The organism is Bradyrhizobium sp. USDA 4506, from assembly GCF_054058795.1.
The window spans coordinates 4,913,292-4,937,750 of record NZ_JBSSBM010000002.1 but is presented as its reverse complement, the minus strand read 5'-3'; the positions used below and the strand labels follow the sequence as shown (position 1 = coordinate 4,937,750).

Below are 24,459 nucleotides of genomic sequence, written 5' to 3'. Positions count from 1 at the left end.
TCGTGATGACGGAGACATCAGCCAGAACGCCCGGTGTCTACGTCAGTCTCGACGATCTGATCGCGCTCGAATTCCGGGATCGCAGGGTTTCGTTCCTGCCGCGCCAGCCGGTGCATAGTCTGCTGTCGGGCCGGTTCGCCTCGCGCATGCGCGGCCGCGGGCTGAACTTCGAGGAGATCAGGGACTATCGCCCGGGTGACGATGTCCGCGAGATCGACTGGAAGGTCACGGCGCGGCTGCAGAAGCCGCATGTGCGCGTCTTCAACGAGGAGCGCGACCGTCAGGCCCTGCTCGTGGTCGATCAGCGGCTGTCGATGTTCTTCGGCAGCCGGCGCGCCATGAAGTCGGTCACCGCGGCCGAGACCGCCGCGATCGGTGCCTGGCGTGTGCTCGGCGTCGGCGACCGGGTCGGCGCGATCGTCTTCAATGACAGCGATGTCGTCGAGCTGGCGGCGCGGCGCAGTCGCGCGACGGTGTTGCAGATATTGTCCACCATCGTCGCGCAGAACCAGGCGCTCGGCGTCGGCCGCGGCATCGTTCCGGCGTCAGGCATGCTCAACCGGGCGCTCGAACATGCCGAGCGGCGGACGATGCATGACGCAACCGTGATCCTGATCAGCGATTTCGATGGCGCCGATAGCGCGACGCGCCGGATGATCGGGGCGATCGCCCGGCATAACAACGTGGTCGCGGTGCTGGTCCACGATCCCTTGCAAAGCGATTTGCCGGCCTCGAGCCGGATGACCGTCACCGATGGCGAGCTGCAGATTCAGCTCGAAGTCGGCCGCGAGAGCGTCCGCAAGAGTATCGCGCAGGCGTCGCAGGAGCGGCTGCGCGGCGTATTCGCGTGGACGCGCGAGCTTGGCATTCCGGTGCTGCCGCTGAGCACAGCCGAGGAAACGGCGCCGCAAATCCGGCGTCTCCTGGGCGGGCTGCCGGCCCGGCACGGACGCGGTGGCGGTCACGCCCGAGCGGAGGCGGCTCTTGGCTGATCCCCAACCCGTCATTGTGGATCCCGTCGCGGGCCTGATCGACATCCCGCTGCCACCGTCGGTGAGCCTGCTTCCGGCGACATGGGCGTCGCGGATCGTGATCGTGCTGGCTGCCGCAGGGGTCGCCGTCGCGGCGTGGCGCCTGCTGCGACATTTCCGCGCCAACCGCTATCGGCGCGCGGCGCTCGCGGAGCTTGACCGGCTGCTGCAGACACAAGGCGGCGTCCCGGAGGGAATGGCCGCGAGCCTCGCGCTGCTGGTGCGGCAGACCGCGCTCGATGCCTTTCCGCGCGAAACCATCGCGCCACTTGCCGGCGCGGGTTGGCTTGCGTTCCTCGACCGCAGCTATGGCGGGGACGAATTCTCGCAAGGCGCGGGACGGCTGCTCGCGACCGCGCCTTACGGGCGGACGACGGCGGATGCCGGCGATCTAACGGCGCTGCAGGATCTGGTGCGGCGCTGGATCAGGGGGCACCATGTTTGAGTTCACATGGCCCTGGATGCTCGCGCTCCTGCCGCTGCCGATCCTCGTGTGGTGGCTGTTGCCGCCGTATCGCGCGCGGCAGGCCTCGGTGATGGTGCCGTTCTTCGACCGCCTTGCGGCGGCAACCGGGCAGACCCCGCAGCGCGGCGCCGTCGTGCTGCAGCGGCGGCGCATCCAGATGGTGACGGCCGCATTGATCTGGGCGCTCGTCGTCGCGGCGCTGGCGCGGCCGCAATGGGTCGGTGATCCCGTCACACGCGAGGTTTCGGCGCGCGATCTCATGCTCGCGATCGATATCTCCGGCTCGATGGACCAGCGCGATTTCCGCGGCAGCGACGGCGCGGTGCTGACGCGGCTCGACGGCGTCAAGCGTGTGGTCGCGGATTTCATCGCGCGGCGGCACGGCGACCGCGTCGCGCTGGTGCTGTTCGGCACCAGGGCCTATGTGCAGGTGCCGTTCACGCAGGATCTGCAGACCGCGACCGCGCTGCTGGCGCAGACCGAGGTCGGCATGGCCGGACAGCAGACCGCGATCGGCGACACCATTGGGCTTGCGATCAAGACCTTCGAGGCAAGCAAGGCGCGACAAAAGCTTCTCGTCCTGCTCACCGATGGCAACGATACGGCGAGCCGCGTCCCTCCGGAGCATGCCGCCGACATCGCGCACCAGAACGGCCTCGTGATCGACACGATCGGCGTCGGCGATCCGGCCGCGACGGGCGAGAACCGCGTCGATCTCGGCGTCCTGCGGTCGGTCGCCGCCACGACGGGCGGCCATTTCTACCGTGCCGAGGACGGTGCGCAGTTGCAGGCGATCTACGCGGACATCGACCGTCTCGCGCCGGCCAAGCTCGATACGCTGTCATGGCGGCCGAAGCAGCCGCTGTTCCAGTGGCCGCTCGGCGCCGCCGTGGTGCTGTCGCTGCTGCTGTGGCTCGGCCTTTCGCTGGAAAGCGGGCTGGGACGAAGGGGAGCGCCCGGCCATGCATGACGCGGCCGCGATTCCCTTCCATCTGCTGCGGCCGCTGTGGCTGCTCGCGCTGATTCCCGTTGCTGCCGTCTTCGCATGGGTGCGGTGGCGGCAGAGCCCGCAGGCGCAATGGGGCGGGGTGATCGCGCCGCATCTGCTCAACCATCTCATCGTGCAACCGGGCGCGGGACGCGGCGTCAGCCCGCTTTATCTGGTCGCCGCCGCGCTGTCGCTCGGCGTCGTCGCGTTGTCGGGCCCGACCTGGCGGCGCGAGCTGCCGCCCTTCGTCGAGGACAAGGCGCCGCTGATGATCGCGCTGTCGCTCGATGCAACGATGGGACAGAGCGACGTCGCGCCGACGCGGCTCGAACGCGCCAAGCAGAAGATCAGGGATCTGCTTGCGGCGCGCGCCGGCGCGCGCACCGGACTGATCGCCTATGCGGGCACCGCGCATCTGGTGATGCCGCTGACCGACGATCGCGCCGTCATCGAACCCTTCCTCGCCGCGCTTGCCCCAGGCCTGATGCCCTCGCCCGGGAAGAACGCCGTCGCGGCGGTGGCGCTCGCAGCGGAGGCGCTCGCGACCGAAACGGTGCCCGGCACGATCCTGCTTGTCGCCGACGACGGCGGTGACGAAGAGGGAGCGGTTCGTCAGTCCGCCGGACGGAACGGCCTGGTCAAGCTGAGCGTCACGCCGAACAAGGGCGAAAGGTTCGCGCTCGGATCGGACGTCGTCGAGGTCAGCATCGACGGCGCCGACATCGCGGCGCTCGAGCGCCGGATCGAAACCCGCTATCAGGCCGCGCAGGGTGACGCGTTCGGTACGCAATGGCGCGATGAGGGCTTTTGGCTGCTGCTGCCGATTGCACTGCTCAGCCTGCTCTGGTTCCGGCGCGGCACCACGGTGGCCTGGGTTGTCGCCTTCGTCTGTCTGTCGCACGTGTCGTCCGCGAGGGCGGAGGAGCCGCGCCGTTTTGCCGACCTGTGGCTGACACCCGATCAGCAAGGACGCATCGCCTTCGATCGCGGCGACTACGCCACCGCGGCCAAGCGCTTCTCCGATCCGATGTGGCGCGGCATCGCCGCCTATCGTGCGTTCGACTTCCTGACGGCCGCGCAGGAATTTTCGCATGTCGATACGCTCGAGGGACGCTTCGCGCTGGGCAACGCCCAGGCGCAGAACCACGCCTATGAGAAGGCGATCGCCGCCTATGATGAGGTTCTGAAGATCGCGCCCGGCCATGTCGCCGCGAAGACCAACCGTGCCATCGTGGTAGCGGCGCTGAAGGCGAAAGAGGAGAAGCGGAAGAAGCAGGAGCAGGACGACAGCGCGCCGCCGGACGAGAAGGCCGACGAGATGCGGGTCGACCCGACCCAGAAGGGCGGCAAGCGGATCGAGGTGAAGCCGACGGATCTCACCACGGCCGGCGCCGCCGAAGCCTGGATGCGCCAGGTCCAGACCACGCCGGCTGACTTCCTCAAGCTGAAATTCGCGATCCAGGACGCGGCGCGGCCGGCGGGGGCGAAGCCATGAGGCTCCCGCGCGCCGCCGTAGCCCTGATGCTCGGACTGCTCATACCCTGCGCGGCGCTCGCCCAGCAAGCCGCGCCGGAGCCGATCCTGCGGGTGACGATCGATCCGTCACGCGTCGTGGTGGGGCAGGCGGCCACGCTGCGGATCGACGTGCTGGCGCCGAATTACATGACGGCGCCGCCCGAGCTGCCCGACTTCCAGGTCCGCAATGCCGTGACCCGTCAGTTGCGGAGCATCAACGAGAACGAGCAGCGGGACGGCGTCACCTATGCCGGCGTCCGGTTCGAATTCGCCATCCATCCACAGGAGCCGGGCAGCTACGCGATCGCCGGCCAGGCGATCACCATCAAATACGCCGCCGAGCCGCCGGCGACGCGCGAGGCCACGCTCGCGCTGCCGCCGATCGCATTTGAGGCCTTCATCCCGGACGCGGCCTCCGCCCTGCAGCCGTTCCTGGCCGCACGCAATCTGTCGATCGAGCAGACCGTCAACCGCTCGTCGGATCAGCTCAAGACCGGGGATGCCGTGACGCGGACCGTCACCATCAAGGCCGAGGGCATTCCGGCGATGCTGCTGCCGCCGGTGAAGTTCGGCGCGTTCGACGGGCTCAAGCTCTACCCTGCGCAGCCGTCGCTCCAGGACAAGACCGATGGGCGCACCGATGTGCTGTCCTCGGCGCGCACCGACAGCGGCGTCTACATGCTCGAGAAGGCCGGCGACTATGTGCTGCCGCCGATCGACCTGCGCTGGTGGAACACCAGCGCGCAAAGCATCGATGTGGCGCATCTCGACCCGGTGACGCTGCACGTGGAGGCGAACCCCGCGGCCGGCGGTGCGTCCTCCGTCGGCACCTCCGGCCCGCGCCGGTCATGGGGCGCGCTGCGCGATGTCGTCGCCGACCACTGGCTGTCGATCGCGCTCGTGCTCCTGGCGCTTGCCGGGCTCGGCTGGCTGATGCCGCGGATGGTGCGGGCGATCGCGGCGCGTCTTCGCCGGCGTCGCGAGGCCTATCTCCGCTCGGAAGCGTTCGCCTTCAGCGAACTGCGGCGCGCCGCGCGCCGTGGCGATGCCAAGGCGGTCTACTTCGCGCTGCTCGACTGGCTGCAGCGGTTCGAGCCGGTCGCGCCGCAGCATACGGTCGAGGCGTTCAGGGCCGTCGCCCATGATGCCGCGCTCGATGACGAGATCGGCGCGGTCGAGCGCGAGCTGTTCGCGCCGTCTGCCGGCGCAGCGCGCTGGTCACCGCACCGGCTGCTACGCCACATCGGCGGTGCCCGGCGCAGCATACGACACGAGACGGCGCGCGCCGCAAGGCACAGGGCGCCGGGACAACTCAATCCGGTTGACGATCGTGTGCTGTCGCTCAACCGGCAGAGGAGGCCTGCGAGATGAGCCGCGATGTTGGTGCCTTTGCCGTCTCGAAGAGATTGCTGCTGATCGCGTTGATCGCCCTGCCGCTCAGCGCGCTGGCGCCGGCGCGCGCGCTGAGCCAGGTCGATCCCTTACCGTCCTGGAAAGACGGCGCGGCGAAATCGGCGATCGTCGATTTCGTCGCGCGCGTCACGACACAGGGCGGGCGAGACTTCGTGCCGCCGGCCGAGCGGATCGCGACGTTCGACAATGACGGCACGCTGTGGACCGAGCAGCCGTTCTACTTCCAGCTCGCCTTCGCGTTCGACCGCGTCAAGGCGATGGCGCCGGAGCATCCGGACTGGAAGACGCGGCAACCCTTCAAGGCGCTTATCGAGAAGGACACCAAGGCGCTGGCCGCGAGCGGCGAGAAGGGCCTCTTGCAGATCGTGATGGCGACGCATGCCGGCATGACCACCGATGCGTTCGCAAATCTGGTGCGCGTCTGGCTCGCGACCGCCAGGCATCCGCGCTTCAACCGGCCGTATGACAGCCTGGTCTACCAGCCGATGCTGGAGCTACTCGCCTATCTCAGGGTCAACGGCTTCAAGACCTTTGTCGTCTCCGGCGGCGGGGTCGAATTCATGCGGCCATGGATGGAGAAGGTGTACGGCATCCCGCCGGAGCAGGTGGTCGGCTCGTCCGGCGTGGTGAAATTCCAGATCGGCGCCGACGGCAAGCCCGTCCTGATGAAAGAAGCCAAGGTCGAGTTCATCGATGACGGCCCGGGCAAGCCGGTCGGCATCAACCGGTTCATCGGCCGCCGTCCGATCTTCGCGTTCGGCAACTCCGATGGCGATCTGCAGATGCTGCAATGGACCATGGCGGGATCGGGCACGCGCTTCGCCGGCATCGTGCATCATACCGACGAGGTTCGCGAATACGCCTACGACCGGCAATCGAACGTCGGCAAGCTCGACAAGGCGCTCGACGCAGCTGCCGCGGGCGGCTGGACCGTGGTCGACATGAAGCAGGACTGGAAGGAGATCTTTCCGCCTCTAACCGGCGCCGCGACGGAGGCGAAGCCATGAGCGGCTACGACATCTTCGCCTGGATCGTGCTCGTCATCCTGGTCGCGAGCGCGATCGGCGTGTTCTGCATCGCCGGCTGGCTGCCCGGGCACATCGCGAAATCGCGCAACCACCCCTATGCGCAGGCCGTGATGGTCGCCGGCTGGATCACCCTGATCTGCGGCTTTGCGCTGTGGCCGCTCGCGTTCATCTGGGCCTATGTCGATGTGCCGGCGCCCCGCCGGACGGGAGATGCGTGATGGGTGTCGCGATCTTCAACGTCTATCTGGCGTTGCTGTTCCTCTTGGTGCATTTCAAGATCGTGCGCTTCAACCTGTTCTGGAAGGCGTCTCCCTTCATCGTGCTGGTGCTGCTCATGTTCGGCCTGCTGGTGCCGATGGGCTGGGGCGCGCCGCAGGGCTCGGCGCTGGTCGTGCGCAACGCGGTGTCGATCGTGCCCGACGTCGCCGGCGAGGTGACCGAGGTGCCCGTCGTCGCCAACGCGCCGCTGAAGGCCGGCGATGTTCTCTTCAAGATCGATCCGACGCCCTATGACGCGCAGGTCAAGGCGATCACGGCGCAGCTCAAGCTTTCGAAGACGCGGCTTGCGCAGATGACGACGCTTTACGAACGCGATGCGGGCCGCGGCTTCGACGTCGAGCAGCGGCAGTCCGAGGTCGACCAGCTCAGCGGCCAGCTCGAGGCCGCGCAGTGGAACAGCGACAAGACGGTGGTGCGGGCGCCGGCCGACGGCTACGTCACCAACCTCGCGCTGCGCAAGGGCGCGCGGGTGGCGAACCTGCCGCTGTCGCCGGTGATGGCGTTCATCGATACCTCGAACACCATCATCGGTGTCGAGATCAACCAGATCGACGCGCGCTACGTTTTGCCCGGGCAGGAGGTCGAGGTGACCTTCAAGTTCGCGCCCGGGCAGATCTACTCAGGGAAGGTCGAAAGCGTGCTGCAGGCGGTCGCGACCGGCCAGGTCACGACCTCGGGCACGGCCGTTGCGCCGAAGGCGATCGAGGCGGTGCCCTTCGTCGTGCGGGTCAGGCTCGACGATGCCGCGTTCGCCAACCGCCTGCCGGCCGGCTCGACCGGAACGGCGGCGATCTACACCGACCATCTGAAGCCGACCCACGTCGTGCGCCGCGTGATCCTGCGGCAGCTCGCGATCGTCAATTATGTGAATCCGTTTTGAGTGATGGAGATTGTCATGAAGCCATTGATCGCCGGAGGACTTGCGCTGATGATGGCGACCGCATCAACGTATGCCCAAACGCTGTCCAGCGACGATCTCAACCGCCGCATGATCGAGCGCCGCGCTGTCGAGGCCGTGATCTGGGGCATTCCCGCGGTCAATACCGATCTGATGCGGCAGGAGATGCTGACCAGGACGCCGGGCAAGGTGGGGCAGGTGATCTATTGGGGGCGTCCGCTTGATTGGCATAACCAGACGCTGACGCCGAATCCGGACGCGCTGTACTTCATGACGTTCTTCGACACGAGGAATGGTCCGATCGTGCTCGATCTTCCGCCTGGCGATGCGAACGGATCGTTCAACGGTAATATCGTCACGGTTTGGCAGATGCCGCTCGAGGATGCCGGCCTGCTCGGCGTCGACAAGGGTGCCGGCGGCAAGTTCCTGATTCTGCCGCCGGGCTACAACGGTCCGAAGCCCGACGGCTACATCGCGCTGCAGTCCGACACGTTCGGCGGCTACATGCTTTTGCGCTCCAACCTCAAGAGCCACGGCGACGCCGACGTCCAGGCCGCGATCGCCTACGGCCGGCGCATGAAGGTCTATCCCCTGGCGCAGGCGGCCCGCCCGCCGGCGACGGTGTTCAGCGACGTGAAGGACATCGATTTCGATTCCACCATTCGCTACGACGCGGCTTTCTTCGAGCATCTGAATCGCATCATACAAGACGAGCCGTGGATCGACCGGGATCGGGTGATGATCGATAGCCTGAAGTCGATCGGCATCGAGAAGGGAAAGCCGTTCGCGCCGTCCGAGGCGATGAAGACGGTGCTTGCTTCGGCGGCGAAGGAGGCGGGCGCCTGGCTGGCGGCGAAATACGACGCCGGCCTGCCGCCGTTCTTCTCCGAGACCAGCCGCTGGACACTTCCGGCGCCGCCGGACGTCGTCAAGGCCTACGCCGATGGGTTCGCAGATCCGAACGCATACCCGACCGATAGTCGCGCGCTCGGTTACAGCTACGCCTATATCGGCATCAAGCGCCTGGGCGCCGGTCAGTTCTATGCGATCTCGATCCGCGACAAGGCGGGCGATGCCTTCGACGGCAGCAAGACATACCGCCTCAACGTCCCGGCCAATGTTCCGGTCGAACAATACTGGTCGGTGACCGCCTACGATCGCGAGACCCATGCCCTGATCAAGAACGTCGCTCGGGCCAGCCGGTCCTCGCAAATCCCCGACCTGAAGAAGAACCCAGATGGCTCAGTCGACATCTATGTCGGGCCGGCGGCTCCGGCCGGGCAGGAGACGAACTGGCTGCCGACCGACCCCGCGCGCAAGTTCGAGCTGATGGCGCGCTTCTACGCGCCAAAGAAGGAGTTTTTCGACAAGGTGTGGAAGCTACCCGACGTGGAAAAGATCAATGCCACGGTTGGAAATGGAGTGAAGCAGTGAAATTCAGATATCTGTTGGCCGGTGTCCTTTGCCTCGCGGGCCAGAGCACATCGCTCGCGCAATCGCCAGTGCCTGTCACGGTGGACAATTTTGCCCGTGCCGAGTCCGATCTCTATTTCGGCAACAACGTCAAGGATTCGGGCGGGACCGGCAAGCTCTTCCATCGCCGCGAGCCGATGTCGATCGACAAGCAGGCGGTGATCCGGGCGAATCGAGATACGCTTTACTCGTCGGGTGTGTTCGACCTCGATGCCGGCCCGGTGACCATTACGCTGCCGGATGCAGGTAAACGCTTCCGCTCGCTGATGACGATCAACGAGGATCACTATGTGGTCGGCAAGATCGAATATCGCGCGGGTAGCTTCACCTACAACAAGGCGAAGGCCGGAACGCGTTACATGCTGCTCGCTTTGCGCACGCTGGTCGATCCCAACGATCCAAAGGACGTGGCCCAGGTTCATGCGCTGCAGGACGCGGTCAAGGTCAGCCAGAAGGCACAAGGCAAGTTCGAGGTGCCGAACTGGGACCAGACCAGCCAGAAGAGCATCCGCGAAGCGCTTTTGGTGTTGAATGACCATACCGGCGGCTTCGCCCGCGCGTTCGGAGCCAAGGGGCAGGTCGACCCGGTGAGGCACTTGATCGGCACCGCCGCCGGCTGGGGCGGCAATCCCGACAAGGACGCCACCTATCTGAGCGTCACGCCCGCCAAAAACGACGGCACGACGGTCTACAAGCTGACCGTCCGCGACGTTCCCGTCGACGCGTTCTGGTCGATCAGCGTTTACAATGCCAAGGGATATTTCGAGAAGAATCCCTATGACGCCTACACGCTGAACAACATCACGGCAAAGAAGTCCGCTGATGGCTCGATCGCGGTCCAGTTCGGCGGCTGCGACGGCAAGCTCCCGAATTGCCTACCGACCATGAAGGGCTGGAACTATACGGTCCGGCTCTACCGGCCGCGTGCGGAAATCCTGAACCGCAAATGGAAGTTCCCGGAGGCGCAGGCGGTCAACTGAAGCGCGAGCGAATCCGCTATGATGGCCTGAGCGAAGTGGGGAGATCAGGATGAGGATGGTCAGAAATCACAGGTGCGCCGCACTGGGCATAGCTGGCGCACTCGCACTGTCGGCAGCGCCGCGCACGGCGTCGGCCGACGCCGGCGGATTGAGCTTCTGGCTGCCCGGCGCGTTCGCGAGCCTGACCGCGGCGCCGGCGATGCCCGGCTGGGCCTATGAGACGATCTACATTCACCTCGACACAAGCGCCAACGCGGGCAAGAATTTCGTCATCGGCAACCGTGTGCCCGGATCGGTCGTCGCTGGTCTCAACGCGCATGCCGACGTTCTCGTGGAAGGATTTACCTACACCTGGGCTCAGTCGGTGCTTGGGGGCCAGGCCGCCGTAACCTTCCTTGCCGCGCCGGGAAATGTCGGCGTCGGCGTCGACGCGACGTTGACGGGGCCGCGGGGCAATACGGTCTCGGGCGTCGCAACCGACAACCGCAACACGGTCTCCGATGTCTTCTACCAGGGCACGCTGAAATGGAATCAGGGTGTCAACAACGAGATGGTCTACATCTTCGGCAACATCCCGAGCGGGACCTATGACAGCAGCCGCCTCGCCAATCTCAGCTTCGGATTCACTGCGATCGATGTCGGCGGCGCCTACACCTATCTCAATCCGGAAACCGGCCAGGAGTTCTCGGTGCTGGCGGGCGTCACCTACAACGGAATGAACAAGGATCTGCAGTACCAGAACGGCATCGACTTCCACGTCGACTGGGGACTTTCGAAGTTCGTCGCCAAGAATGTGCATGTCGGTGTCGCCGGCTACTATTTCCAGCAGCTCACCGGAGACAGCGGTGCCGGCGCGAAGCTCGGTGATTTCAAGGGACGCGTCGCCGGCATCGGCCCGCAGGTCGGATTCATCTTTCCGGTGGCCGACGGCTATCAGGGCTATCTGAACCTTCGTGGCTACAAGGATTTTGCCGCCGAGAATCGGCCCGAAGGGTGGACGGCCTGGGTGACGTTCCAGCTCTCGCCGGCCGCGCCGGCTACGACACCGACGAAGCCGATCGTGCGCAAATATTAGCGGAGGCGAACGACGAGCTCGATGAGTGATGCGCGCGAGACCGGCCGGGGGCCGGTTCGTATCGGCTTCCGTACATCGATCATCACGGTGGTCATTGCCGCGGTGCTGGTGGTCGGACTGACGCTGGTCTATCTCAGTTTCAGGCGGGTCTCGTCGATCACGCAGATGGCTGCGAGCACCTTCATCGACAAGGTGGGGCAAATCGGCGCCGATCGCATCGACGCGCAGTTCAAGAATGTGCGCGACAGCCTCGAGATCCTGGCGGGAATTCCGGCCATCCAGGAGGCCGACGTCGCCGATAATGTCAGGCTCTACGCGCTGCTCGCCTCGATGTTGCGCAACAATCCGCAGATCTTCAACCTCTATGTCGGCTATGAAGACGGCTCCTTCCTTGAGATGGACGTCATCGATCGCGCCAAGCCGCAATTCCGCACGGCGCTGAATGTCGCCGCCGACGCCGTCTACCGCGTCGTCGTCATTGCCCGCTCCGGGGCGGCCGCCGCGGCACCGGTGACGCTGTTCCTGTCGGAAAACCTGACCCAGGTCGCGAAGGTGACGGGGCCGCACAGCTACGACCCGCGGCAGCGTCCCTGGTATGTCGATGCCTTAAAGGATCGCAAGACGCTGCTCACCGGGCCTTATGTGTTCTACGCGACCGGGGAGCCCGGCTACACGCTGCGCACGCCGCTCAGGGAGGGCCGCCGCGGGGTGGTGGCCGCCGACCTGCTGCTCAATCGCCTCGAGGAGATGCTGAGCCGGCAAAAGCTCGGAAAATCCGGGCTGGCCTTCCTGTTCAACGACGCCGACCGTATCGTCGGGCATCCCGAGATGCGCGAGCTGATGACGGAACGCAGCGACGCATTGCCCCGGATCGACGTCCTCAAGCTTCCCGGCCTGTCCGCGGCGATCCAGGCCTGGCGCAGCGACGGGCTCGCCCAGCAGTTCTTCACCGACGCTGACGGACGGACCCTCGTCGCGGCCTTTCACCGCATCGAGACGGCCGGTGCGGCTAACATCCACCTCGCGGTGGTCGCCCCGCTCGACGAGTTCTTCGCCAAGATCATCTCGGAGCGGCGCGCGCTGTTCGCCGTCGCGCTCGGCTTTGTGATCGCGATGTTGCCGTTCGCGTTCTGGCTCGGCTCGCTGCTCGCCCGATCGCTGCGCGAGCTGGCGCGGCAGACCGACGAGATCCAGCGCTTTCAGCTCGCCGACCGGCCGCGGATGCAATCGGCCATCGACGAGATCGATGAACTGGGCCGCTCGGTGTTTACGATGCGCACCGTCGTACGCAACTTCTCAAGCTTCATTCCGCAGCCGATCGTCCGTCAGCTGATGCAGTCCGGAGCCTCGCTGCAGCTCGGCGGCATCAGGCGCGAGGTCACGGTTCTCTTCACCGACGTCGCCGACTTCACCGCGAAGACCGAGAAGGCGGACCCCTCCCAGGTCATGATCTTCACCTCGCGTTATTTCGCCGCGATGTCGGAGGCGATCATGAAACACCATGGCACCATCGACAAGTTCATCGGCGATGCCGTGATGGCGCTGTGGAACGCGCCGGACGAGGATCCCGACCACGTCGTTCATGCCTGCGAGGCCGTGCTGGACTGCGTTCAGCGCAATGCCGAACTCAACCGGGCCTTCCGCAGCGAAGGCTGGCCGGCCTATGGCACGCGGTTCGGCCTGCATCTCGGCGATGCCGTGGTCGGCAATGTCGGCTCCGCGGCCCGCATGAGCTACACCGCGCTCGGCGCCACCATCAATCTGGCCTCGCGTCTCGAAGGCCTCAACAAGAACTACGGCACGCAGGTCCTGGTGAGTGCAGCCGTGAAGGCGCGTGCCGAACACAGATTCGCGTTCCGCAGCGTCGACCAGATCCGGCCGAAGGGCTTTGCCGACGCGATCACGGTCTACGAGCTGTGCGGCGAGCGCGGCGATTCGGAGCTGACGTTCTGCGCGCGCTGGGAAGCCGTCTACAGTTCGATCCGGTACGCGGAGCCCGCCGCGGCGACGCTGCGCATTGCCGATTTCCTGGTCGAGTACCCCTGGGATTGCGTCGCGCAATACCATGCTGAACGGCTGCGCAACGCGGTTCAGCAACCGTTGCTTGATCTACCGGTGCCCTGAGATGCAGGGTGAGGAATTTTGATCCGACCCTCGATCGTCCAGGGCCGCTTCGGTCGTCGATCGGGTCGCGCGATCGCCGATGCGATCGTTTCGGCCGCCCCCGCAACAGGGGCGCGTAACGCCGGTGGCTAGGCGGCCATCAGTTGCTGAAGCGCAACAGCCTGCTCACGGGTCTGGAATGCGATGGCGGTGTGGGTAAAGCCCGACGAGGCCTGGGTCTGCGCGATATGATTGAGGACCTCGTTGCCCTTGACCACGTGAAGATCCATTCCCTGGCCGGCCGGGAAAATCCCCAGAACGACGTCGTAGGCCTCGATGATGGCCTTCAAGGCGCCACCCTTGTCTTCCGACGCGTCGATAAAGATACGAACATCCGCGGCGATACTACGAAGTTCGTCAAAGTCGATCACTGGAAGTCTCCCATACGCAACTCACTGATCGATCCTAGCTACAACTTGCTTACTGAAACATAAATTACGCGGGTTCCTCACCGGACAAGTGTCGCTAGGCGCCGGTCGGCGGCCTCCGCTTCGCAATGCGTTTGACCGGCGCATGGGCCGGCACGGCGTTCGAGGTCTGGTCGGCCATGTGGGGAATGCGGTGCTCGATATGCGCCACGACCCGGAAGAAACTCTCCAGCGCCTTGGCGTCGAGACCGGCCGTGAGGTTGCTGTGCCGGCGCAGGATTTCATCCAGACTGCGGTCGAGCAGCGCCACGCCCTGCGATGTCAGCCGGATCTCGGTCCGGTTCCGGGCGCTGCCTCGCACCGGCGTCAGCTCGATCAGGCCCTTTTTCTTCAGCGAGGCCGTCTCGCGGCTGACGACGGCCTTGTCCAGTTGCGCATTGGTCCAGATGTCGTAGGCGCTTGCCGGCTCATGCTCCCTGAGAAAAGACAGCACCCGCCATTCCGCGAGCGATACGCCGTAGGCTTGCGGGAAGAAGGCATTGGCATTGGCGCGCAACTTCGCGACCAGGCTGGACAGCACCGTGGGCACGTAACGTTCGAAATCGATCACCAGCTCCGAGCCCGTGTTCCCTTGCGCGGCGCGGCGCGGGTCAGGGGCTCTGTTGCGGTTTGCGCCAGTCCGGCTCTTCATTCTTTCACGAGTTGAGTGCGCGCGATCAGGACCAACGCCGCCGCGACCAGGAGAACGCCTGTTACCACGAGGAATCCGGTGGTGAAACTGCCCGAGGCGTCCTTGGCGCGTCCGATCACGATCGGGATGGTGGCGCCTCCGATGCTGCCGATGGTGCTGACCAGGCCGATCGCGCCCGGCGCGCTCTGCCGCGACATGTAGGACTGGGGAATAGTCCAGAACACGGCCTGCGTACCATAGACACCGACATTGGCAACCATGAATCCGATGATGATCCAAACCGGCGATGTTGAAAAGGCCGCCATCGCGAAGCCGGCCGCTGCGATCACGAAGGTCATGGCCGCATAATAGAAGCGCTCACCGACATGGTCGGAGTGCCGCGACAACGCGATCATGCCGATCAGGCCGGCGACGGGCGGGATCGCGGTCACGAAACCGACCTGTGAATTCGGCAGCCCGAACGACTTGATGATTTGCGGCAGCCAGGGAAACAGCGATGCCAGGCCGCAGAACAGGCCGAAATTGCACAGGCCGAACAGCAGCACCATCGGCTTGGTGATGGTCCTGAGCACGCCTTCGGCATGCACCACCCCGGTCGCCTTGGCGTCGCGCTCCAGCGCGCTGGTCAGCCAGTTGCGCTGCGCCGTCGACAGCCAGCTCGCCTGCTGCGGGCGGTCGGTCAGATAGAAAATGCCGACGATCCCGAGAATGACGGGCGGCAGGCCTTCGAGGATGAACAGCCATTTCCAGCCCGAGATGCCGAACACCCCGTTCAGCTCGAGGATCGCGCCGGAGATCAGCGAGGCGAAGATATAGGAGATCGGCACCGCATAGTTGAACATCGCGTTGTAGCGGGCGCGGTAGCTGAACGGAAACCAGAGGCTCAGCAGCAGCATCACGCCGGGAAACAGGCCGGACTCGGCAAATCCGAGGAAGCCGCGGAATGCATAGAGGCTGAGCGGGCCCTGCGTGAATGCCATCAGCATCGTGGCGATGCCCCACAGGATCGCGATCCGCGTCAGCGTGATGCGCGCGCCGTATTTGCTGAGGATAAGATTGCTCGGGATCTCGAAGATGGAATAGGTGAAGTACATGATGCCGACCGCGATGCCGAACTTCTCGGCATTGAGCCCGAGCTCCTTGTTCATCTGCAGTGCGGCAAAGGAGATGTTTCCGCGGTCGAGAATGGCGAGGAAATACATCGCCATGACGAACCACATCAGGCGTAGCGCGACCTTGCGGATTGTGGTGCGTTCGATCTGCGGATCGGCGGTCGTTATTGCCGCCTTGTCCATCACGACTTCGGTCATCCCTGTTTCCCCCGGTTCTCGATTTTTGATGGTTCTCTTATGCGGGCAGGCAGACTTCGAGCCTGTCGCCTGTCACACGTACCGGATACGTCCGGATGTCGATCTCGACGGGGCTGGTCAACGCCTCGCCGGTCCGGATATCGAAGCGGCCCATATGCAGCGGGCATTCGATCTCGCAGCCGTCCAGAATGCCGTCGGACAGCAGCGCCTCCGCATGCGTGCAGATGTTGTTCGTGGCGTAGTACTCATTGCCGACGCGATAGAGCGCGATGTGGTGGCGGCCGATTTCGATGCCGTACGGCTCGCCTTCGTTCAGCGCGCTGAGTGCGGCCGCTTCGTGCCAGGTTCCCTGATCGTCCGTCATGTGCCCTCTCAAATGCTGTAGAAATCGAGCACGGTCGGGACGCGGTCGTTGACCAGCGTGATGACCTTGCGCGCGATCTTCCAGGTCTCGCCGTCACGCCGCAGCGTGTGCTCGTAGCGCCCGTGCCGCAGATGTTCCTTGGCCATGCGCGGGTCGTAGACGTGGACCGAGAACACCGAATGGCAGGTGATCTGATCGGCGCCGGCTTCCGACGCTTCCAGGTTCGAGATCTGGTGCACGGTGCGCGGCAGCGGCAGCGCGGTGATCGATTTGCGCGACTCGATGCGCGCGATCCGCTCTTCCAGTCCGCGCCGCGCATCGTGGTAGAGCAACGAGACCTGCGTGTCGGGATCATTGGTGGTGGTGTACTCGTCGAGCCATGCCGGCACCCAATAGACGGCATCCTCGCTGTACATCGCGACCCAGTCGGACCATTCGCCGGCGTCGAGCAGGCGGGCCTCGCGAAAGATGACCGCGGCTGCGACCGCGTGGGTATCGGTTTCCCTGATTGCGTCGGCCACCATCACGCGGTCTCCCCGGCGGCGTGCTGCAACAGCCTGCGCCACTCGCGATACCCGGGATGGAAATTCGTCTCGCCGCCGAAGCTGGCGGGGCCGAACGACCATTCGGAAGGGGTGATGCCGAGCTCGTGCGTGTGCGCGCTCTCGCCGTGGCCGACCTCCGCGACGCCGCGCAGATAACCTTGCGTCGGCGCGGCGGTCGTCGCGTTGTAGCCGGTCTGGCAGAACTCATACATGACGTTGTCGTCCGAGCTTGCCAGCCCGGAGGCATTGAAGAAATCTTCGTAGTTGCGGATACGAAGCGTGCGCGCCGCGGCGCTTTCGCCGACCGGAGCAAGGCAATGCGACACCATCTCGGTCTTGTCGGGCGCCAGCGGCCGCCAGGTTCGCACCTGCGCCGACAGGATGTCGATGACCTGCAGGTTCGGAAAAATCGTGAGGTTGCGCTGGCGCAGCATCCATTTGGCGCGGGTGCTGCCGACGCGCTGCCGCACCGCATCGAGACGCGCCGGATCCATGCCGAGCGGCCGGCCATAGAGCTGCGTGCGCTTGATCGACCAGTTGACGGCGTGACCGTAATCGAAGCTGAAGCTGCCTTGCCCTTCCTGCTCGCCTTCCGGCTCCGCAGTGAATCCGGCATCCGGTCCGGCGCTTGCATTGCGCTTCTTCAGGATATCGACGTAGGAGCTGTGCGTGGTCGCGAAGTGATAGTAGTCGAGACCGTTCTCAAACTGCAGCTTCCAGTTTCCATCGAACGTGTAGGTGCTGGCGCCCGGCACGAATTCGACCTCACCGCTGTCGCTCTGATCGATGATGAGGTCGAGGAACGCGCGGGTGTCGCCGAGAAATTCCTCCAGCGCCGGAACGTCGGCCGAGAGGCTCGCGAACAGGAATCCGCGATACGAGCCCAGCCGCGCGACCGGAAGAAGGTCGTGATTGCTGCTCGAGAACGACGGCGGATACTGCCCGCTCGCTTCCTCCGTCACGGAGATGTTGCGCCCGCCCGAGTCGTAGGCCCAGCCGTGATAGCGGCAGACGTGAAACTTCTGCCGGCCCTGCTTGAACGGACAGACGATCGTTCCGCGATGCCGGCAGGTGTTGAGGAACGCGCCGACTTTGCCCTCAGTGCTCCGCATCACCAGAATGGGATGTCGGCCGATATGGGTGGTGACGAAATCGTTGGGCCGGGCGATCTGGGATTCCAGGCCGATGAAATTCCACGTGGCCTCGAAGATATATCGCAGTTCGGCGTCGAACACGTCCGGATCGGTGAATATCCGGCGATCGACTTCAAAGATGCGTTCGCCGGGGCGGTCGTCGATGAGCCGGGAAATCTCGCTCAGCCTTGCCGCATGGGTCTGCGAAGCAGCGTTCATAACGTCCTCCCTTCGACTAACCGCCGGCCACGAAAAGTCGCCCGCAGAGCCGCTCACGGCTCGCGTCTTTTCACGGCGGGAACAGCCGGCTTGATCGCCAATCTTGGAATGACTCTATAGTTGTCATGACAACTATGGTCAAGACGGATTGGCGGGCTGGGAAGTCGGAGCCGGACGCGGTGGACGGGCCGACCGTCTGGAACGGGCGGCCGGATGCAGCGAATGAGGCCCGCGCGTACAGCGCGGAATCAGCCGATCGTTTGGAGTGGCGTACTCAGGTCTTGCGCGCCGGTGCAGTCAGGATAATTCCCTCATCGATCAGGGCGCGACAGATCTTCTTCAAGGCGGCAATCGCTTCACGCGTGGCCCGGCTCACGGGCCGTCCGCGCGGCAGCGCCAGCACGCGCTCGGCGCGCATCCACGGCAACAGCGCCGCCGACAGCACGCCGGCAGCCACCTCCTGGTGAATGCCGGAGAATGGTAGCAGCGCGTAGCCGAGGCCCGATGCCACCATGCGTTTCATCGGTGTGCTGTTGTCGACCCGCACCGCGCAGAGCATGGTTGACGGGAATGGGTTGCGGCTGAGCGGGGCCACCGCGGATGGCAGGGCGTCGAATTCCTTGCGGGTCAGCCGGCCGCGCTTCAGCAGCGGGTCGCGCGACGGTCCGATCAGGAACACCTGTTCGACGACCAGCGTCTCATAGTCGAGATGGTCGTTGGGGGATGGCGTCGTCACGATCGCCAGATCGAGTTCACCGCGCAGCAGGCGGTCGGACGCGTTCTCAGTCAGGCCCTCGCTCAGTTCGAGCCTCACGCGTGGAAACTGCCTTACGAAGGTCTGGGCCAGCGGCGGGTAGAGGATATCGCCGAGGCTCGGCGGCGCGCCGATCCGCACCGTACCGCTCGGCTCGCGGTTTTCCGTGCGCACCTCGGCCTTGATGTCGTCGATTGTGCCGAGCAGCCAGCGCCCGCGCGCGAGCAGCACCTTGCCGGATTCCGTGACCGAGACACCGCGCGCGCCGCGTTCGAGCAAGGCGCCGCCCAATTCGTCCTCGAGTTCCTTGACGTGGCGGCTGAGTGCCGACTGGGCGACGTTCAGCGTGCTCGCGGCGGCGGCAAAGCCGCCACGCTCGGCGACGGCGACGAAATAGCGGATCTGCCGCAGGTCCATGACGGGCCTCCATCTCAAATCGAGATGGTTACCATATCAAACATATTCTTGTGAGATACCAAAAAAGGCGCAGTCTCCTCGCAACGATCAAACGGAGGAGAGACGAGGATGGGCATCGCCACCGATGAGGCACGCCAGACGTCCGTATTTATTGCCGGCGGCGGGCCGGTCGGCCTTGCGATGTCGCTGCTGCTCGATCGCTTCGGCATCGACTGCGTGGTGGTCGAGAAGAGCCCGACGACGACGGATCATCCCAAGTCGCGCGGCTGCTGGGTCCGCACCATGGAGATCTTCCGGCAGTGGGGGATCGAGCAGGCGATCCGCGACCGCGGCCTGCAGGACAATTCCGACATGTTCGTGTTCCTCGACAGCATCGCGGGCCACGAGTTCGGCCGCACCCGTCCCGAACCGAATGTCGGGCATACCCCCGCCTGGAAGAGCCTGGTCGCCCAGGACGCCGTCGAGGAGGAAATTCTGCGGGTGGTCGAAAAGTCCAAACACGCCACGGTCCTGTTCAACACGGCCTGTGAATCGTTCGAGGAGACCAACAGCGGGGTCAACGTCGCGACACGTTGCGAAAAGACCGGCGAAGTGACGCAGTGGACGGCGACATATTTGATCGCAGCCGATGGCGCCGGGAGCCAGACGCGGCGCAGCGCCGGGATCGAGATGGTCGGGCCCTCGACGCTGGCGGTGATGTCGAACGAGTATTGGCGTGCCGATCTGTCGCGGCTGTCGATCGCGCGCGAGGCCGCCGGTTTCATCATCGTCCCGGACAAGCCCGACCTGCCGCGCGCCGGCATCCTGAACACCAATGGTCGGGATCGCTGGCTGACCGTGACGCAAATCGGCCTGAGCAAGGACGATCGCGAACGGCCTTGGACCGACCAGGAGTTCATCGAGATCGCGCGCGGCCATGTCGGCATTCCCGATCTCGATGTCACGCTTTTGAACCGCTCGATCTGGCGGGTCAGCATGCAGGTGGCCGAGACCTTTCGAAAGGGCCGGGTGTTTCTGGTCGGCGACTGCGCGCATCGCTTTCCGCCCACCGGCGGCTTCGGCCTGAACTCCGGCGTTCAGGACGCGCATAACCTCGCCTGGAAGCTGGCCTTCGTGCTGAAGGGCCTTGCGGACGAAAAGCTGCTCGACAGCTATTCCAGCGAGCGACGTCCGATCGCGCAATCCAATGCCAATTTCAGCTACGGCAACAGATTGCGATTTGGGCTGACCGACGATGCCGTGCGATCGCGCAATCCGGACCGGATCAGGTTCTGGATCAACGACATGGACAATCATTTGCATAGCATCGGGCAGAACCTCGGCCACAATTACGAGGAGGGCGCGGTGATCCCCGATGGCACCGTCGCGAAGGCGTTGAACTCCCGCTACTACACGCCGACGGATCGTCCCGGCGCGCGATTTCCGCACATTTGGCTCGAGCCTTCGCGCAAGAAATCGACGCTCGACTGGTTCGACAAAGAGTTCACCATCGTCACGGGGCCGCTCGGCAGCGAGTGGCTGGAGGCGGGGAAGCAGGTGTCGGAGAAGACAGCCTTGCCGCTGTCGCTGAAGCAGTTGCCGTCGGCCGATCCGGCGGACGGATTCCAACTGGGCATGCGCGGCGCTGTGCTGGTGCGCCCCGATGGACATGTGGCCTGGCGAATGCCGTGGCTGCCGTCGGATCCGGCGAAGGAATTGGCCGGCGCGCTTTCAACGCTGCTGCATTAGCGGGGACCCCGATGCAATCGTTCGAGTCCAACGGCGTCGTCACGGCGTTTGAGAAAACCGGGCGCGGCGAGCCGATCGTGCTGCTGCATGGCGGCGAGGCCGATCATGCGATGTTCGACGGCCTTGCGCCTGTCCTTGCGGCGAACTTCACGGTGATCGCCTATGATCAGCGCGACTCCGGTGCCACCCGAAACCCTCCGTCGTCCTATTCGCTGGCCGATTTGGCCGACGACGCCGCGGCCTTGGTCGGAGGGCTCGGTTACGATCGTGCCCATGTCTTCGGAACCTCGCTGGGTGGGCAGATCGCGCAGGTGCTGGCGGCCCGTCATCCCGATCGCATCGACCGCCTGATCCTGAGCAGCACCTGGAAGGTCAACAGAAGTCCACTCGACGTCAATGCGGATGTGTTCCGCAAGCTCGCTTCCTGGCGCGCGGATACCATCGCCAATGCGTCGAAGATTTCCGAATTCTTCTTTCCGCCGGCATACCTGCGCACGCGGCCTGAGCTGATCGAGATCTTCCGTGGCTCGAGCCGCGACGAGGGACAGAAGGCGCGCCGCGGCGCCTTGCTTGCGCAGCCTGTCGCCGCCGATCTGACCGGCTTCGATCGCCCGACGCTCTTGCTGGCGGGCAGTGATGACCGGCTGATCCCGAATGTCGAAACATTTGCGCTCGCCCGCGATCTTGCGCGCGTCGAGACGAGGACCATCGCAGGCGTCGGCCATGTCGCGTCGATCCAGGCCCCCGAGCGGGTGGCGGAGGCGGTGACGGCATTTCTGAATTCAAACAAGAAGGCGGCTTGACAACAACAGGGGGAGACCATGGCGGAGCAAACGAGTGCGGTGCCGTTCGACGAAGCGCCGGTAACGACGCGCTATTGGCTATCGATCATCATCTTCGCCGTCACCGGCGTGGTCGATTTCTTCGATTTCTTTGTGGTCGGATTTCTGGTCTCGGTGCTGGCGCCGAAATGGCACCTGACGTTCGGGCAGACCTCGATCATGCTGATGAGCGCCGGCATCGGGGCGATGCTGGGCGCCTTCGTCGCGGGCATCCTCGCGGATCGCTTCGGACGCAAGCCGCTGGCGATATCAGGCGTTATGATTTGCGGCCTGACCTCGGGCGCGATCGCGTTCATTCCGGAAGACGGCTGGGTTGCGTTTGCGATCCTGCGCTTCTTCGTCGGCTTCGGCCTTGCCGCTGGAGCTGCGGCGGCGGTTCCTGCTATCGTCGAATTCGCACCGACCCGCCATCGCACGCTGGTCACGAGTCTCGTGGTCGTCCCGGTCGCCTTTGGCGTGCTGTCGGCGTCGGTGACGGCGAGCTTCCTGCTGCCGCTGGTCGGCTGGCGCGGATTGGCGGCGGTCGGCTTCTTGCCGATCCTCCTCGGAATTCTGACCATGATCGTCATGCCGGAATCGCCGCGCTGGTTGATCAGCAAGGGCCGCGTGCGCGAGGCGCAGGCGAGCATCCGGAAACTCTACCGGGTCGGTGCCGAGTCCTTCGTGCTGCCTACGCTGCCGCCGGCGAGCCCGGCGACATTTGCCGATCTCTTTGCCGAGCAGCGGCGCTTCTGGCTGACAGTCCTGATCTGGTTCGGCGCCAGCACGGCAAATTACGGCGTGTTCCTGTGGGGGCCGACGATCGCGGCGCTGCTGCTCGGCGTCGCGCCCCAGGATGCGGCAAAGATGTTCATCTATGTCAGCCTCGCCGGCGTGCTCGGCCGGACCGGCTTCGCCTTCCTCGCCCATCGGATCGGCCGCAAGCCCTGTGGCCAGTTGATGGGCTATGGCACCGCGGTGTCGCTGGCTCTCGCCGCCTATTTTCACAACGACTTTGCCGGCTCGGTGCCGCTGTTCCTGGTCTTCCTGATCGTCGGCGCCGTGTTCTTCGATGGCGGATTTTCGAACATCGGACCCTATCCGGCGGAAATCTTCCCGGTTCAGCTCTCGGGACGCGCAGTCGGCCTTGCCCAGCTCTCGAATGGGATCGGCAAGATCGTAGGTCCCCTGTGTCTCGCATTGATCGCCGGTGCTGACAATCTCGTGCATCCAAGTGCGACCGCTGCGGCGGTGTTGCCGGCGTTCTGCTTTCTTGCCGGCGCGGGCCTCCTGATCGGCCTTGCCTTTACGTTCCTCGGCGTCGAGCCGCACGGGCGCCCGGTGGTTCTGTTTGGCGAGAACGCGGGCGCGAGCGCCGCACCGAAATCGCTGGCCGCAAAACCGGCAGCGGGACAGTGAAAGACGAAAGGTCATACCATGGACAACGCTTTCGACACGATCGCAGCGGCGGCGCCGTTCGATACTGCAAAGCTCGATCGGCTGATGGATGAAGCGGGGCTCGATGTCCTGATCGTCACCTCGCGTCACAATGTGCAGTATCTGCTCGGTGGATATCGTTTCTTCTTCTTCGACGTCATGGAGGCGATTGGCACGAGCCGCTATCTGCCGGTGTTCGTCTATCAGAAAGCACACCCGGAAAATTCCGCCTACATCGGCAACCGCATGGAAAAGTTCGAGCACGCGCTCGGACGGATATGGACGCCGGTTGTCAAGGCGGAGGCGTGGGGAACGATCGATGCGATCGGCCTCGCGATTGATCATGTGAAGAAGCTCGCGGGCTCGGCCAGGCGCGTCGGCATCGAGGCTGGCTTCCTGCCGGCCGACGCCAGGGATCATCTGTATGCCGGCCTTGGCGACGTCGAATTCCGCGAGGCCCATTTCTCGCTGGAACGTCTGCGTGCCGTAAAGTCTCCCGCCGAACTGGACCTCATCAGAGAGGCTTCCGAACGGGTCGTTGATGCGATGATGGCCACCTTCAGTGGCTGCGCGCCGGGCATGACCAAGAACGACGTCGTCGCCCGTCTGCGCCGCGAGGAGCAGGAGCGCGATCTGGTCTTCGAATATTGCCTGATTGCCGCGGGCAAGAGCCATAACCGCGCGCCTTCCAGCCAGCGTCTCGTGCAAGGCGACGTGATCTCGATCGATTCCGGCGGAAACTACCGGGGCTACATCGGTGACCTCAGCCGCATGGGCATCCTGGGTGAACCCGACAGCGAGCTGCGCGAGTTGCTACAGGAAATCGAGAACGTCCAGCAGTTGGCCCGGCGCGCGATCCGGCCGGGCGCCATGGGTGGCGACATCATCGCGGCGGGCGAGGCGGCCGTCAAAGCCTCGCCGCATCGCGCCGTGCTCGACTTCACCGCACACGGCATTGGGCTCGTCAGTCACGAAGCGCCGCGCCTGACCGCGAACGGCCCGGTTCCTTACGCGCCGTACGACGCCGACCGGCCGCTCGAACGCGGAATGGTGATCTCGATCGAGACCGCACTGCTGCATCCAACGCGTGGCTACATCAAGCTCGAGGACACCCTGATCGTCTCCGAATCGGACTGGGAAGCGCCCGGTGACCATGGCAGGGAATGGAATTCATCGCGTCTCATGGCGTGAAGCGGTCAACGCCACGGCGGCATTTTTGGCTGGGGCACCGATTCAGCTGCGGGGGTCAAGTTCGGAATATTAGAAATATATCCCTGAGTTGCCCGACGTGTCAAGTTTGTCCGGTCGACGCCGGCCGCCGCCGGCTCCTTTGCATGGGGTTGTTTTCGATATTTTGGCAACG

General features: G+C 64.8%; 23 protein-coding genes. 16 read left to right on the top strand and 7 right to left on the bottom strand.

Annotated elements, in window-relative coordinates:
- Positions 1-5: 5 nt before the first annotated feature.
- Genes ACVIHF_RS25605 through ACVIHF_RS25550 form a run of 12 tightly spaced genes read left to right on the top strand, consistent with a single transcriptional unit; the run spans position 6 to position 13,270 of the window.
- Positions 6-992: a DUF58 domain-containing protein gene (locus tag ACVIHF_RS25605; RefSeq protein ID WP_253607338.1), complete on the top strand. Its 987-nt coding sequence runs from the start codon at positions 6-8 to the stop codon at positions 990-992.
- Complete coding sequence (locus tag ACVIHF_RS25600) at positions 985-1,476, top strand: DUF4381 domain-containing protein (protein ID WP_456792715.1); 492 nt, start codon at positions 985-987, stop codon at positions 1,474-1,476. The genes ACVIHF_RS25605 and ACVIHF_RS25600 overlap by 8 nt, the downstream gene beginning before the upstream one ends.
- Complete coding sequence (locus ACVIHF_RS25595) at positions 1,469-2,467, top strand: vWA domain-containing protein (RefSeq protein ID WP_456792714.1); 999 nt, start codon at positions 1,469-1,471, stop codon at positions 2,465-2,467. The genes ACVIHF_RS25600 and ACVIHF_RS25595 overlap by 8 nt, the downstream gene beginning before the upstream one ends.
- Positions 2,460-3,980: a VWA domain-containing protein gene (locus tag ACVIHF_RS25590; protein ID WP_456792713.1), complete on the top strand. Its 1,521-nt coding sequence runs from the start codon at positions 2,460-2,462 to the stop codon at positions 3,978-3,980. The genes ACVIHF_RS25595 and ACVIHF_RS25590 overlap by 8 nt, the downstream gene beginning before the upstream one ends.
- The gene (locus tag ACVIHF_RS25585) at positions 3,977-5,371 is read left to right on the top strand and encodes a BatD family protein (RefSeq protein WP_456792712.1); all 1,395 of its coding nucleotides are present in this window, start codon (positions 3,977-3,979) and stop codon (positions 5,369-5,371) included. The genes ACVIHF_RS25590 and ACVIHF_RS25585 overlap by 4 nt, the downstream gene beginning before the upstream one ends.
- Positions 5,368-6,420: an HAD family hydrolase gene (locus ACVIHF_RS25580; RefSeq protein ID WP_456792711.1), complete on the top strand. Its 1,053-nt coding sequence runs from the start codon at positions 5,368-5,370 to the stop codon at positions 6,418-6,420. Before ACVIHF_RS25585 ends, ACVIHF_RS25580 begins: the two co-directional genes overlap by 4 nt.
- Positions 6,417-6,659: a DUF3302 domain-containing protein gene (locus ACVIHF_RS25575; RefSeq protein ID WP_456792710.1), complete on the top strand. Its 243-nt coding sequence runs from the start codon at positions 6,417-6,419 to the stop codon at positions 6,657-6,659. Before ACVIHF_RS25580 ends, ACVIHF_RS25575 begins: the two co-directional genes overlap by 4 nt.
- Entirely contained in the window at positions 6,659-7,600 is a 942-nt protein-coding gene (locus ACVIHF_RS25570) for an HlyD family secretion protein (RefSeq protein ID WP_456792709.1), read from the top strand. The genes ACVIHF_RS25575 and ACVIHF_RS25570 overlap by 1 nt, the downstream gene beginning before the upstream one ends.
- A gap of 15 nt (positions 7,601-7,615) precedes the next feature.
- Positions 7,616-9,052, top strand: a complete 1,437-nt coding sequence (locus ACVIHF_RS25565; RefSeq protein WP_456792708.1) for a DUF1254 domain-containing protein — start codon at positions 7,616-7,618, stop codon at positions 9,050-9,052.
- Positions 9,049-10,071, top strand: a complete 1,023-nt coding sequence (locus ACVIHF_RS25560; protein WP_456792707.1) for a DUF1254 domain-containing protein — start codon at positions 9,049-9,051, stop codon at positions 10,069-10,071. The genes ACVIHF_RS25565 and ACVIHF_RS25560 overlap by 4 nt, the downstream gene beginning before the upstream one ends.
- Positions 10,072-10,120: 49 nt before the next feature.
- Positions 10,121-11,146 (top strand): SphA family protein, encoded by a 1,026-nt coding sequence (locus ACVIHF_RS25555; protein WP_375167061.1) that lies wholly within the window; start codon positions 10,121-10,123, stop codon positions 11,144-11,146.
- 21 nt (positions 11,147-11,167) lie between these two features.
- Positions 11,168-13,270 (top strand): adenylate/guanylate cyclase domain-containing protein, encoded by a 2,103-nt coding sequence (locus ACVIHF_RS25550; RefSeq protein ID WP_456792706.1) that lies wholly within the window; start codon positions 11,168-11,170, stop codon positions 13,268-13,270.
- A gap of 128 nt (positions 13,271-13,398) precedes the next feature.
- Here the strand turns inward: ACVIHF_RS25550 and ACVIHF_RS25545 are convergent, their stop codons facing one another.
- The 7 genes from ACVIHF_RS25545 to ACVIHF_RS25515 form a co-directional block, all read right to left on the bottom strand.
- On the bottom strand, positions 13,399-13,680 hold the full coding sequence (locus ACVIHF_RS25545) for a hypothetical protein (RefSeq protein ID WP_057021052.1): 282 nt from the start codon (positions 13,678-13,680) through the stop codon (positions 13,399-13,401).
- A 94-nt stretch (positions 13,681-13,774) separates the two neighbouring features.
- Complete coding sequence (locus ACVIHF_RS25540) at positions 13,775-14,287, bottom strand: MarR family winged helix-turn-helix transcriptional regulator (protein WP_076823768.1); 513 nt, start codon at positions 14,285-14,287, stop codon at positions 13,775-13,777.
- 77 nt (positions 14,288-14,364) lie between these two features.
- A complete protein-coding gene (locus ACVIHF_RS25535) occupies positions 14,365-15,678 on the bottom strand; it encodes an MFS transporter (RefSeq protein ID WP_310881874.1) in 1,314 nt (437 codons plus the stop codon).
- A 37-nt stretch (positions 15,679-15,715) separates the two neighbouring features.
- Complete coding sequence (locus ACVIHF_RS25530; RefSeq protein WP_310881873.1) at positions 15,716-16,042, bottom strand: non-heme iron oxygenase ferredoxin subunit; 327 nt, start codon at positions 16,040-16,042, stop codon at positions 15,716-15,718.
- A gap of 8 nt (positions 16,043-16,050) precedes the next feature.
- Positions 16,051-16,566 (bottom strand): aromatic-ring-hydroxylating dioxygenase subunit beta, encoded by a 516-nt coding sequence (locus ACVIHF_RS25525; RefSeq protein WP_310881872.1) that lies wholly within the window; start codon positions 16,564-16,566, stop codon positions 16,051-16,053.
- Positions 16,566-17,939, bottom strand: coding sequence for an aromatic ring-hydroxylating oxygenase subunit alpha (locus ACVIHF_RS25520; protein WP_310881871.1), 1,374 nt, complete (start codon positions 17,937-17,939; stop codon positions 16,566-16,568). Before ACVIHF_RS25520 ends, ACVIHF_RS25525 begins: the two co-directional genes overlap by 1 nt.
- Before the next feature lie 274 nt (positions 17,940-18,213).
- Positions 18,214-19,110, bottom strand: coding sequence for a LysR family transcriptional regulator (locus tag ACVIHF_RS25515; protein ID WP_310881870.1), 897 nt, complete (start codon positions 19,108-19,110; stop codon positions 18,214-18,216).
- 108 nt (positions 19,111-19,218) lie between these two features.
- Between ACVIHF_RS25515 and ACVIHF_RS25510 the strand changes: the two genes are divergently transcribed.
- The 4 genes from ACVIHF_RS25510 to ACVIHF_RS25495 are packed head-to-tail and all read left to right on the top strand — an operon-like array spanning position 19,219 to position 24,287.
- Positions 19,219-20,838, top strand: a complete 1,620-nt coding sequence (locus tag ACVIHF_RS25510) for an FAD-dependent monooxygenase (protein WP_310881869.1) — start codon at positions 19,219-19,221, stop codon at positions 20,836-20,838.
- 11 nt (positions 20,839-20,849) lie between these two features.
- Positions 20,850-21,641 (top strand): alpha/beta fold hydrolase, encoded by a 792-nt coding sequence (locus ACVIHF_RS25505; protein WP_310881868.1) that lies wholly within the window; start codon positions 20,850-20,852, stop codon positions 21,639-21,641.
- Positions 21,642-21,659: 18 nt separating this feature from the next.
- Positions 21,660-23,078 (top strand): MFS transporter, encoded by a 1,419-nt coding sequence (locus ACVIHF_RS25500; protein WP_310881867.1) that lies wholly within the window; start codon positions 21,660-21,662, stop codon positions 23,076-23,078.
- Between the two features lie 18 nt (positions 23,079-23,096).
- On the top strand, positions 23,097-24,287 hold the full coding sequence (locus ACVIHF_RS25495; RefSeq protein WP_456792705.1) for a M24 family metallopeptidase: 1,191 nt from the start codon (positions 23,097-23,099) through the stop codon (positions 24,285-24,287).
- The last annotated feature ends 172 nt before the right edge of the window (positions 24,288-24,459 follow it).

Coding starts and splice junctions, on each gene's coding strand:
- ACVIHF_RS25535 (WP_310881874.1), bottom strand. CDS start 15,678: ATGACCGAAGTCGTGATGGACAAGGCGGCAATAACGACCGCCGATCCG.
- ACVIHF_RS25595 (WP_456792714.1), top strand. CDS start 1,469: ATGTTTGAGTTCACATGGCCCTGGATGCTCGCGCTCCTGCCGCTGCCG.
- ACVIHF_RS25565 (WP_456792708.1), top strand. CDS start 7,616: ATGAAGCCATTGATCGCCGGAGGACTTGCGCTGATGATGGCGACCGCA.
- ACVIHF_RS25510 (WP_310881869.1), top strand. CDS start 19,219: ATGGGCATCGCCACCGATGAGGCACGCCAGACGTCCGTATTTATTGCC.
- ACVIHF_RS25550 (WP_456792706.1), top strand. CDS start 11,168: ATGAGTGATGCGCGCGAGACCGGCCGGGGGCCGGTTCGTATCGGCTTC.
- ACVIHF_RS25530 (WP_310881873.1), bottom strand. CDS start 16,042: ATGACGGACGATCAGGGAACCTGGCACGAAGCGGCCGCACTCAGCGCG.
- ACVIHF_RS25520 (WP_310881871.1), bottom strand. CDS start 17,939: ATGAACGCTGCTTCGCAGACCCATGCGGCAAGGCTGAGCGAGATTTCC.
- ACVIHF_RS25570 (WP_456792709.1), top strand. CDS start 6,659: ATGGGTGTCGCGATCTTCAACGTCTATCTGGCGTTGCTGTTCCTCTTG.
- ACVIHF_RS25590 (WP_456792713.1), top strand. CDS start 2,460: ATGCATGACGCGGCCGCGATTCCCTTCCATCTGCTGCGGCCGCTGTGG.
- ACVIHF_RS25505 (WP_310881868.1), top strand. CDS start 20,850: ATGCAATCGTTCGAGTCCAACGGCGTCGTCACGGCGTTTGAGAAAACC.
- ACVIHF_RS25575 (WP_456792710.1), top strand. CDS start 6,417: ATGAGCGGCTACGACATCTTCGCCTGGATCGTGCTCGTCATCCTGGTC.
- ACVIHF_RS25585 (WP_456792712.1), top strand. CDS start 3,977: ATGAGGCTCCCGCGCGCCGCCGTAGCCCTGATGCTCGGACTGCTCATA.
- ACVIHF_RS25605 (WP_253607338.1), top strand. CDS start 6: ATGACGGAGACATCAGCCAGAACGCCCGGTGTCTACGTCAGTCTCGAC.
- ACVIHF_RS25500 (WP_310881867.1), top strand. CDS start 21,660: ATGGCGGAGCAAACGAGTGCGGTGCCGTTCGACGAAGCGCCGGTAACG.
- ACVIHF_RS25555 (WP_375167061.1), top strand. CDS start 10,121: ATGAGGATGGTCAGAAATCACAGGTGCGCCGCACTGGGCATAGCTGGC.
- ACVIHF_RS25495 (WP_456792705.1), top strand. CDS start 23,097: ATGGACAACGCTTTCGACACGATCGCAGCGGCGGCGCCGTTCGATACT.
- ACVIHF_RS25580 (WP_456792711.1), top strand. CDS start 5,368: ATGAGCCGCGATGTTGGTGCCTTTGCCGTCTCGAAGAGATTGCTGCTG.
- ACVIHF_RS25515 (WP_310881870.1), bottom strand. CDS start 19,110: ATGGACCTGCGGCAGATCCGCTATTTCGTCGCCGTCGCCGAGCGTGGC.
- ACVIHF_RS25525 (WP_310881872.1), bottom strand. CDS start 16,566: ATGGTGGCCGACGCAATCAGGGAAACCGATACCCACGCGGTCGCAGCC.